Origin of the sequence: Streptomyces sp. NBC_01451 (genome assembly GCF_036227485.1) — a bacterium.
GTDB lineage: Bacteria > Actinomycetota > Actinomycetes > Streptomycetales > Streptomycetaceae > Streptomyces.
Map to the genome: position 1 here is coordinate 7,590,627 of NZ_CP109479.1, position 9,880 is coordinate 7,600,506.

Below are 9,880 nucleotides of genomic sequence, written 5' to 3' on the forward strand. Positions count from 1 at the left end.
CCTGCCGCGTTGCCCGTTCGGGCCCTGTGGGGGAAGTTCTACAGCGGGCGCGGGGTGGTGACCAGGTCTGTTACGGGGGTGATAGTGACCGCGTCTGCCCGTTCGGGCGGGGTGGGCCCACTGGCCCGGTCGGTGCGGTCGGGTCGCGGCCGCCGGTGCGTTGTGGCTGGTCGCGCAGTTCCCCGCGCCTCTGATGGTGCGCTGTCGCGGCACCATCAGAGGCGGTCGTTCCTGCCCGAATGCGATGGCGGGCAGGCCCGTTCGGTGCCCGCCCGCCTCGGGAGTGCGCTCCGTGCGCTCAGTACGGCCAGATCGGCGGGTCGCTCACGAAGTGGCCGCCCAGGTGGGCGTGGGCCACGTTCTCCGGGTCGAGGTCGCCCTGCTCGGCGATCAGCTTCTCGGCGTACGGCTCCGAGTCGTCCTGCGGCGCGTAGCCGAGTGCCCGCGCGGTGCTCAGGTCCCACCACAGGCGTGTGTTGGCGGAGGAGCCGTAGACGACGGTGTGGCCGACATTCTCGGCGGTCAGGGCCGCGTGGAGGAGGCGGGCGCCGTCGGCGGGGCTCATCCACAGGGACAGCATGCGCACGCTGGTCGGCTCGGGGAAGCAGGAGCCGATGCGGACGGAGACGGTCTCCAGGCCGTGCTTGTCCCAGTAGAGCTGGGCCAGGTCCTCGCCGAAGGACTTGGAGAGGCCGTAGAAGGTGTCCGGGCGGTGCGGGGTGTCGACCGGGATCAGCGGGTCGGTGCCCTGGGGGCGGGGGGTGAAGCCCACCGCGTGGTTCGAGGAGGCGAAGACGACGCGCCCGACGCCCTCCTGCCGGGCGGCCTCGTACAGGTTGTAGGTGCCCTCGATGTTCGCCCTGAGGATCTTCTCGAAGGAGGATTCCAGCGAGATGCCGGCGAGGTGGACGATCGCGTCGACGCCCCGCACGGCCTCGCGCAGCGCCGCCATGTCGGTGAGGTCCGCGGTGATCGCGTCGGGTTCGCCCTCGACGGGGAGCAGGTCGAACAGGCGCAGTTCGTAGCCGTGGGACGGGAGCAGGTCCCGCATCAGGGTGCCGAGTCCGCCGGCGGCGCCGGTGAGCAGAACGGTGCGGGGAGCGGGCATCCTCGGGTCTCCTTGGGGCTCCTGGCGGGGTCTTCTCGGGGCGAAGGTCGCATGCGTGTACGACATTCACATCCATGGACACGCTATGGAGGGGTGGCCGCTGCCGTCAAGTGTGACGCAGAGCTGGGGATTCTGCCCCGTTGTTGACTGCCGGTCGGCTTGACCTGTCCCGCGAGGGGCCCTTAGCGTGAAAGTGTTCAGAAATGTAGACGTCAATCAGAAGCATGCACGAACGTATTCCCAGGGAGAGCCCGTGACGCCAGCCCCTCTCACCGCCGCCCTTGCCACCAGACTCTCCGTCCCGAGCGGTCCGCTGTTCTTCCCCGTCACCGCGTACGGCCCCGACGGCTCCCTCGACCTCGACGTCTTCCGCACGCATGTGCGCCGGGGTGTGGAGGCGGGGGCCGCTGCCGTCTTCGCGTGCTGCGGCACAGGGGAGTTCCACGCGCTGACGCCCGAGGAGTTCCAGGACTGCGTACGGGCGGCGGTGGAGGAGACGGCCGGGCGCGTGCCCGTGGTCGCGGGCGCCGGATACGGCACCGCGCTCGCCGTGCGCTACGCGCGTCTCGCGGAGGAGGCCGGCGCCGACGGGCTGCTCGCCATGCCGCCGTATCTGGTCGTGGCCGGCCAGGAGGGGCTGCTGCGCCACTACCGGGAGCTGGCCGCGGCCACCACCCTGCCGGTCGTCGTCTACCAGCGGGACAACGCGGTGTTCACCCCCGAGACCGTCGTCGGCCTGGCGCGCACCGAGGGGATCATCGGGCTCAAGGACGGGCTCGGCGACCTGGACCTGATGCAGCGCATCGTGAGCGCCGTACGCGCCGAGCACCCCGGTGACTTCCTGTACTTCAACGGGCTGCCGACCGCGGAACTGACCGGGCTGGCCTACCGGGGCATCGGCGTCACCCTCTACTCGTCGGCCGTCTTCTGCTTCGCGCCCGAGATCGCGCTCGCCTTCCACCGGGCGCTCAACACCGGTGACGACGTGACCGCGAACCGGCTCCTGGACGGCTTCTACCGGCCGTTCGTCGAGCTGCGGGCGCAGGGGCGCGGGTACGCCGTCTCGCTCGTCAAGGCAGGCGTACGGCACACCGGGCTCGACGTCGGGGAGGTCCGGCCGCCGCTGCACGAGCCGACCGAGGACCATGTGAAGCAGCTCGTACGGCTCGTCGAGCGCGGTCACGCGCTGCTGGACGCCGGGCCCGAGTCCGCGGTTGTCGTCGGTTCCGAGTTCGAGGAGCGCGTGTGAAGGCGTCCGCATTCGTCTATCCCTGGGACGTCAACGGCGATCCCGGCGCCGCCCGCAGGATCGCGGCGCTCGGCGTGGAACAGGTGACCCTCGCCTCCGCCTACCACTCCACGCGCGCGTTGACCCCCCGGCACCCGCGCCACCGCATCGTCACCGCCGAGCACGCGGCCGTGCTGTACCCCACCGACCCGACGGACGAGCGCTGGGCGGGCCGCGCACTGCGCCCCTGCGCCGCCGGGTCCTGGGCGCCCGGGGACGCCTACGGCGAGGCCGCCGACGCCCTCGCCGACGCGGGTCTCGACGTGCACACCTGGGTCGTCCTCGCCCACAACTCCCGCCTGGGCGCCGACCATCCGGACACCTCCGTGGTCAACGCCTACGGGGACCGCTACCCGTGGGCGCCCTGCATCGCACAGCCCGCCACGCGCGCGTACCTCGTCGACCTCGCCGCCGAGGCCGCCGTCAGGCCCGGGGCGCGCGGTACGGAACTGGAGTCCCTCGGCTGGTACGGACTCACGCATCTGCACGCCCACGACAAGACCGGCGCGATCGGCCTCGGCGACGCCGGCCAGTATCTGATGGCCCTGTGCTTCTGCCCGTCCTGCCGGGCGGGGTACGGCGGCCAGGGCCTCGATCCCGACGAGCTCGCGGCGGCCGTACGCGCCGCGCTGGAGCCGCTCTGGCGGGGCGAGCCGGACCACGGGGGGTGGGCCGGTGTCGAGAAGACCCTCGGCGAGGAGAAGGCGGCCCTCACGCGCGCGTGGCGCGAGGAAACGGCCCGCACACTCCAGGAAGCGGCCGTCGCGGCGGTCCGGGCGGCGGCCCCGGCCGGTTTCCGGGTACTGCTGCACGCCGACCCCGTCTCGTACCACGTCGGCGCCAACGTGGGCGTGGACCCCGCGCACATCCTGTCCGTCGCGGACGGCGTGGTGGTGCCGTGCACGGGCGGGGCGGGCCTGCTGACGCCGTTCGCGGAGGTGGAGCGGGATGGCGCTGTCCTGGCCGCCAACTTCGTCGTGGTCTCCGGGATGGGCGGCAGGCCGGGCACCCTCGCGGCGGACGCGGAGCGCGCTGCCGGACTCGGGGCCACCGAACTGCGGCTCTATCACGCCGGGTTGGCATCGGACGCCGACCTGGACTCCGTACGGGACGCGCTGGCCCGGCGCTGAGACGGCGCGACCGCGGCCAGCAGCAGGGCGAGGGCGCAGCCGACGAGGATCACCTGGTGGTCGACGGGTTCGACCAGCGCCGCGCCCACGGCCAGCCCGATCGCCGTGGGCGCGAACATCAGGGTGTTGGCGGTCGCCGCGGTACGGCCGAGCAACTCCTCCGGGGTCTCCCGCTGCACGGCGGTGAGGCCCGCGATCAGGACGCACGGCAGGCCCGCCCCGGCGGCCACGGCGGAGCCGAGGACCGCGAGGTCGGCCGGGACCGCCCGCAGGGCCATGGCGGCGCCGGTCAGGGCGATCCCGTACGCCGCGAACCGGCGCTCCCCGAGGCGCCGCAGCAGCGGGCCCGAGGCCAGGCCGACCGCCACCGAGCCGACGCCCTGGAGGACGTACAGCGGACCGGCGTACGCGGGGGAGTGGCCGAGCCCCTCGACGACGGCGTAGAGGGTGGCGCCGCTCAGGCCCGACAGGAACATCGTCGTGCCGCCCGCCAGGACGAGCGGGCGCAGCCGGTCGTGCCGCCACAGGAAGGCGGCGCCCTCGGCGGTCCGGGTGCGCCAGCCGGTCGGCGGGGGTGGCGGGGCGCTCTCGCGGACGCGCAGACCGGCGTACAGGAGTGTGGCGAGGACGAACGTGACGGCGTCCAGGAGGGCCACGCCCGGGCCGCCGTACGCCGCGTAGAGGCCGGCGCCGGCCAGCGGGGCGATCAGTTTCATGCTCTCGTTCGCCGTCATGCGCAGGCCGTTGAAGTCGCCCAGGAGCGACTTGTCGACGGCCGAGGCGACCAGTGCCGCCTCGGTCGCGTCATGGACGACGCCCGCCGCGCCGTACACCACCAGGACGGCGAAGAGGATCCACACACGCCCCGCGGAGTCGACCGCGAACAGGACCGGCAGGAGTGCCGCGAGGGTCAGGTTCGTCCGGATCAGGAGCGGTTTGCGGCGATGGGGGCACCGCCCGGTCGAGCGAAGCCGAGACCGGGGGAGGTCGGCGAGTGTGCCCAGCAGCGGGCCCGCCAGGCTCGGCGCCCACATCGCGAACAGGCAGAGCGCGGCGAGGCCGTCGGAGCCGGTGAGGTCCTTGACCCAGATCCCGGATGCCAGCCACAGGGCCGACGTGCCGAAGCCGGAGATCACGACTCCGGTGAGACAGAGCCTGGCGTTGCGGTCCCGGAGGACGCGTTTTACGGACCAGTTTCGAGTCGTCATGCCTGGTCATCGTGGGGCTAAGGGGTGGGTGGGGGGATCGGGAAGATGCCTTAGAAGGGAGGGCGGGAAGGGGCGGGCGATGAGTTTCGCGTACGGCGTCGGTCCACCTCTCCGCAGAGTCGACCAGCCCAGGGGAGAAGCCGATGACCGACCAGACGACCCTCGACCTCGGACCGCAGGCCAGGACCGTGGCCCGGATCGCGGAGCGGGTGACCGACGAGCAGCTCGCGGCCGGGACGCCGTGCCCGGCGTACGCCGTGCGCAATCTGCTGGGCCACGTCGCCGGGTTGTCCGTCGCCTTCCGCGACGCCGCGCGCAAGGACCTCGGCGCGACGACGGACACCGGTCCGGGCTCCTCGGTGCCGGACATCGCGGCCGGCTGGCGCGAGAGCCTGCCGAAGGCGCTCGACGAACTCGCCGACGCCTGGCGCGACCCGGCCGCCTGGACCGGCGAGACCCGCGCCGGTGGGGTGACCCTGCCGGGCGCGGTCGCCGCGGCCGTCGCGGCCGAAGAACTCGTCGTCCACGGCTGGGATCTGGCCCGTGCCACCGGGCAGGAGTACGAGCCCGACCCGGCCGCCGTGGAGGCGGCGTACGGCTTCCTGGCCGCCGCGGCCGAGCAGAACGGCGGGAACGGCGTCTTCGGCCCGGTCGTTCCCGTACCGGACGACGCGCCCCTGCTGGACCGGGTGATCGGGCTCAGCGGGCGCGATCCGCGGTGGACGACGGCGTGAGCGGAGCGGGCCACGCCCCCTGCCTGCGCGGCCTGCGAATCCCCGGACACCTGCCCGCGCCGCCCCGTACGCTCCCCGCATGCCCCTGAGCCTCACCGTCCTCGGCACCGCCTCTCCGCATCCGGAGCCGGGACGCCCCTGCTCCGGCTATCTGGTGCGCGGCGGCGGTGCCGAGGTGTGGGTGGACGCCGGGCCCGGCACCTTCGCGGAGTTGCAGAGGCACACGGATCCCGCACGGCTCACCGCGATCTGGATCTCCCATCTGCACGCCGACCACAACGCCGATCTGCTCGCCGCCGTGTACGGGTTCGCGTACGGCGGGCTGACCCCGCCCGCGCCGATTCCCGTCTACGCGCCCCGTGAGTGCGCGCGCCGGATCGCGGGATTCTTCGGGCAGCCCAACCTCGGCTTCCTGAGCGGAATCCTCGACTTCAGGCCGCTGTACGACGGCCATGCCGTCCGGCACTGGAACCTGCGGCTGACGACCCGCGCGGTCTCCCACGGCATGGAGGCGTACGGGCTGCGCGCCGAGTCGCAGGGGAAGGTTCTCGCGTACTCGGGGGACACCGGCCCCTGCGACGCGCTCGGCGAACTCGCCCGGGGCGCCGACCTGTTCCTGTGCGAGGCCGACATCGACCGGCATGACGATAGCGATGGCGAACAGGTGCATCTGACGCCGGAGGACGCCGGGGCATACGCGAAGGGGGCCGCTTCGCTGCTCGTCACCCACGTCGGGCCCACGCTCACTCCCGACGCGGCCACCGACCGGGCCGCCGCCGTCTTCGGCGGGCCCACCGACACCGCGTACGAAGGCACCACGAAGCTCATCTGACCCGCGCGGCGGCCCCCGCATCACGCGTCTTCATTTGTTTCTTTGTCGGAAGCGTTGACGAAACACGGCACCCCTCCTACCTTCAAGCCGTCGTACTTCGTACGTCATATATGAGACGCGATATGTGAGATCCGATACGCGAGATCTGATCCGGTGGGTCAGGTCCGTCAAGATCCGAGAGGCACGCATGACCTCTGTGCCCACGCCGATCCCGTCCCGCACGCAGTTCGTGCTGGAGGGGATCAAACACCGCATCCTCACCGGGCAGTTGACACCGGGTCAGGCCCTGGTCGAGACCGAGCTCGCCGCACAGTTCGGGGTCTCGAAGACCCCGGTGCGCGAGGCGCTCAAGACGCTGGCCGGCACCGGACTCGTCGTGATGAACCAGTACAAGGGCGTCACGGTGCGCATGGTGGACGCGGACATGGCGCGCGAGGTCTACGACGTACGGCTGCTGCTGGAGCCGGAGGCCCTCAAGCGTTCCGTGCGCAGAGGCGCCTCGCTCGACGCCGCCCGTGACGCGCTCACCCGGGCCGACGAGGCCACCGACACCGCCGAACGCTCCCTGGCCAACCGGGAGTTCCACCGCTCCCTGTACGTCCGGTGCGGCAATCCGCTGCTCGGCCGGATGCTCGACGAGGTGCGCGACCAGGCCGCCCTGGTCTCCGCCGTCGCCTGGGCCGCCAACCCCTCCTGGGAGCGGGAAGCGGACGAGCACCGGGAGATCCTGCGGCTCGCCCTCGCCGGTGACTCCGACGGCGCGGCGCGCGCCCTGCACGCGCATATCGAGTCGTTCGTGCAACGGGCTTACCCCTCAGGGGAGTCCGAGGCCCAGGGAGAGGACGGTCAGGAATGAGCGGCGTGGTGTTCGAGGCCCAACGGGCGGCCCTGGCCGACGTGGTGGCGATCCCGGTGACCCCGTTCGCCGAGGACGGTACCGTCGACCAGCCCGCCCACCGGGCCCTGCTGCGCCGACTCCTCGACGGCGGCATCACCACCCTCACGCCGAACGGCAACACGGGCGAGTTCTACACCCTGACTCCCGAAGAGCGGCGCCTGGTCACCGAGTTGACCGTCGACGAGGTCGGCGACCGGGCCGTGATCCTCGTCGGCGTCGGGCACGACGTGCCGACCGCGGTGGCCGCCGCCCGGCACGCCCAGGACTGCGGGGCCGCGATGGTGATGGTCCATCAGCCCATCCACCCGTACGTCTCGGAGGGCGGCTGGGTCGACTACCACCGGGCCATCGCCGAGGCCGTGCCCGGACTCGGGGTCGTTCCGTACATCCGCAACGCCTCGCTGAGCGGCCTCAGGCTCGCCGAACTCGCCGACGTCTGCCCGAACGTCATCGGCGTGAAGTACGCCGTCCCGGACGCCGCCCGGTTCGCCGCGTTCGCACGGGACGCCGGGCTCGAACGCTTCGTGTGGGTGGCCGGGCTCGCCGAGCCCTACGCGCCCTCCTACTTCTCGGCCGGCGCCACCGGCTTCACCTCCGGCCTGGTGAACGTCACCCCGGCCGTCTCGCTGAACATGATCGAAGCGCTCCGTTCGGGGGACTACCCGGGCGCCATGAAGGTCTGGGAGCAGATCCGCCGCTTCGAGGAACTGCGCGCCGCCAACGCCTCCGCGAACAACGTGACCGTCGTCAAGGAGGCCCTCGCCTCCCTCGGCCTGTGCCGCCGCGACGTCCGCCCGCCGAGCCGCGCGCTGCCCGAGAACGAACGCGCCGAGGTCGCCGAGATTGCCGCCGGGTGGTCGATATGAAGCCCGACCAGGCGCGCAAAGCGCCGGAGGAGCTCAGGAGTCATCAGTGGTACGGGACGGACGGGCTGCGCTCCTTCAGTCACCGGGCCCGCACCCGCCAGCTCGGCTATCTCCCCGAGGAGCACCTCGGCAAGCCCGTCATCGCGATCCTCAACACCTGGTCGGACATCAATCCCTGTCATGTGCACCTCCGTGACCGGGCGCAGGCCGTGAAGCGGGGCGTGTGGCAGGCGGGCGGATTCCCCTTGGAGTTCCCGGTCTCCACGCTCAGTGAGACCTTCCAGAAGCCGACCCCCATGCTCTACCGCAACCTCCTCGCCATGGAGACGGAGGAGCTGCTGCGCTCGTACCCGGTCGACGGGGCCGTCCTGATGGGCGGCTGCGACAAGTCCACGCCCGCCCTGCTCATGGGGGCGGCCAGCGTCGACCTGCCGGCCGTGTTCGTGCCCGCCGGGCCCATGCTGCCCGGGCACTGGCGCAACGAGATCCTCGGCTCCGGCACCGACATGTGGAAGTACTGGGACGACAAGCGCGCCGGGCTCATCGGCGACTGCGAGATGACGGAGCTGGAGAGCGGCCTCGCCCGTTCCCCCGGGCACTGCATGACCATGGGCACGGCGTCCACGCTCACCGCCGCCGCCGAGGCGCTCGGCGTGACCGTGCCGGGGGCGTCCAGCATCCCCGCCGTCGACTCCGGGCACGACCGGATGGCCGCCGCGTCGGGTCTGAGGATCGTCGAACTGGTCCACCAGGACCGCAAGTTGAGCGACATCCTCACCGCCGACGCCTTCACCGACGCGGTCACGACCGTCCTCGGCCTCGGCGGTTCCACCAACGCCGTGATCCATCTGATCGCCATGGCGGGCCGGGCCGGCGTCCGGCTCACCCTCGACGACTTCGACCGCATCGCGCGGACCGTACCGGTGCTCGCCAACGTACGGCCAGGTGGACAGACGTACCTCATGGAGGACTTCCACTTCGCCGGCGGCCTGCCCGGGTTCCTCTCCCGGATCACCGACCTGCTGCATCTGGACCGGCCGACGGTGTCGTACGACAGCATGCGCGAGCAGCTCGACGGCGCGCAGGTGCACAACGACGAGGTGATCCGCCCGCGCGACAGGCCGGTCGCGAGCGAGGGCGGGGTCGCCGTCCTGCGCGGCAACCTCTGTCCGGACGGCGCGGTCATCAAGCACATCTCCGCCGAGCCGCACCTGCTCAAGCACACCGGGCGCGCGGTCGTCTTCGACGACTACCGCACCATGCAACGCACCATCAACGACCCCGAGCTGGGCATCACCGCCGACACGGTCCTGGTGCTGCGCGGCTCCGGTCCCAAGGGCGGCCCGGGCATGCCCGAGTACGGGATGCTGCCCATCCCCGACCACCTGCTCAAGCAGGGCGTACGGGACATGGTGCGGATCTCCGACGCCCGGATGAGCGGCACGAGTTACGGCACGTGCGTGCTGCACGTGGCCCCCGAGTCGCATGTCGGCGGGCCGCTCGCGCTCGTCCGCACCGGGGACTCCATCACCCTCGACGTCGAGGGAAGGTCGCTCCAACTCAACGTGGACGAAGACGAGTTGGCGCGCAGGCGGGCGGAGTGGACGCCTCCGGCCGAACGGTACGAGCGCGGCTACGGGGCGCTCTACAACGAGCAGATCACGCAGGCCGACACCGGCTGCGACTTCGAGTTCCTGGCCAGGCCGGGCAAGGTGCGCGACCCGTACGCGGGCTGACCGGACAAGCCCGGCAGCGCACACCCCTGCACAAGGAGAAAGCGCTTCCTGAACGACGCAGGCACGACGCAGGCACGACG

At 72.0% G+C, this 9,880-nt stretch carries 9 protein-coding genes; 7 read left to right on the forward strand and 2 right to left on the reverse strand.

All coding sequences use genetic code 11. The features are described from left to right. Nucleotides 1–298: 298 nt before the first annotated feature. Nucleotides 299–1,108 carry an NAD-dependent epimerase/dehydratase family protein gene (locus OG595_RS33430; protein WP_329278563.1) on the reverse strand — a complete coding sequence of 270 codons (810 nt, stop codon included), beginning with the start codon at nt 1,106–1,108 and terminating at the stop codon, nt 299–301. 253 nt (nt 1,109–1,361) lie between these two features. On the opposite strand from OG595_RS33430, the gene OG595_RS33435 reads away from it, so the two are divergent. Next, the gene (locus OG595_RS33435) at nt 1,362–2,357 is read left to right on the forward strand and encodes a 5-dehydro-4-deoxyglucarate dehydratase (protein WP_329278565.1); all 996 of its coding nucleotides are present in this window, start codon (nt 1,362–1,364) and stop codon (nt 2,355–2,357) included. Next, nucleotides 2,354–3,526, forward strand: a complete 1,173-nt coding sequence (locus OG595_RS33440; protein ID WP_329278568.1) for a hypothetical protein — start codon at nt 2,354–2,356, stop codon at nt 3,524–3,526. The genes OG595_RS33435 and OG595_RS33440 overlap by 4 nt, the downstream gene beginning before the upstream one ends. On the opposite strand, the gene OG595_RS33445 is transcribed toward OG595_RS33440, so the two are convergent. Then, nucleotides 3,463–4,734 carry an MFS transporter gene (locus OG595_RS33445; protein ID WP_329278570.1) on the reverse strand — a complete coding sequence of 424 codons (1,272 nt, stop codon included), beginning with the start codon at nt 4,732–4,734 and terminating at the stop codon, nt 3,463–3,465. The genes OG595_RS33440 and OG595_RS33445 overlap by 64 nt on opposite strands. 143 nt (nt 4,735–4,877) lie before the next feature. On the opposite strand from OG595_RS33445, the gene OG595_RS33450 reads away from it, so the two are divergent. The 5 genes from OG595_RS33450 (at nt 4,878) to araD (ending at nt 9,800) form a co-directional block, all read left to right on the forward strand. Continuing rightward, nucleotides 4,878–5,468, forward strand: a complete 591-nt coding sequence (locus OG595_RS33450) for a TIGR03086 family metal-binding protein (protein ID WP_329278572.1) — start codon at nt 4,878–4,880, stop codon at nt 5,466–5,468. A gap of 79 nt (nt 5,469–5,547) precedes the next feature. Next, entirely contained in the window at nt 5,548–6,300 is a 753-nt protein-coding gene (locus OG595_RS33455) for an MBL fold metallo-hydrolase (protein WP_329278574.1), read from the forward strand. Between the two features lie 187 nt (nt 6,301–6,487). Continuing rightward, a complete protein-coding gene (locus OG595_RS33460; RefSeq protein ID WP_329278576.1) occupies nt 6,488–7,156 on the forward strand; it encodes a GntR family transcriptional regulator in 669 nt (222 codons plus the stop codon). After that, nucleotides 7,153–8,064 (forward strand): dihydrodipicolinate synthase family protein, encoded by a 912-nt coding sequence (locus tag OG595_RS33465; protein ID WP_329278578.1) that lies wholly within the window; start codon nt 7,153–7,155, stop codon nt 8,062–8,064. Before OG595_RS33460 ends, OG595_RS33465 begins: the two co-directional genes overlap by 4 nt. Then, nucleotides 8,061–9,800 carry an L-arabinonate dehydratase gene (gene araD, locus OG595_RS33470; protein ID WP_329278580.1) on the forward strand — a complete coding sequence of 580 codons (1,740 nt, stop codon included), beginning with the start codon at nt 8,061–8,063 and terminating at the stop codon, nt 9,798–9,800. The genes OG595_RS33465 and araD overlap by 4 nt, the downstream gene beginning before the upstream one ends. The last annotated feature ends 80 nt before the right edge of the window (nt 9,801–9,880 follow it).

What these genes read in the sequence shown, in the direction of transcription:
- OG595_RS33430 (WP_329278563.1), bottom strand. Translation starts at nt 1,108, where the DNA reads ATGCCCGCTCCCCGCACCGTTCTGCTCACCGGCGCCGCCGGCGGACTC.
- OG595_RS33460 (WP_329278576.1), top strand. Translation starts at nt 6,488, where the DNA reads ATGACCTCTGTGCCCACGCCGATCCCGTCCCGCACGCAGTTCGTGCTG.
- OG595_RS33450 (WP_329278572.1), top strand. Translation starts at nt 4,878, where the DNA reads ATGACCGACCAGACGACCCTCGACCTCGGACCGCAGGCCAGGACCGTG.
- araD (WP_329278580.1), top strand. Translation starts at nt 8,061, where the DNA reads ATGAAGCCCGACCAGGCGCGCAAAGCGCCGGAGGAGCTCAGGAGTCAT.
- OG595_RS33455 (WP_329278574.1), top strand. Translation starts at nt 5,548, where the DNA reads ATGCCCCTGAGCCTCACCGTCCTCGGCACCGCCTCTCCGCATCCGGAG.
- OG595_RS33445 (WP_329278570.1), bottom strand. Translation starts at nt 4,734, where the DNA reads ATGACGACTCGAAACTGGTCCGTAAAACGCGTCCTCCGGGACCGCAAC.
- OG595_RS33465 (WP_329278578.1), top strand. Translation starts at nt 7,153, where the DNA reads ATGAGCGGCGTGGTGTTCGAGGCCCAACGGGCGGCCCTGGCCGACGTG.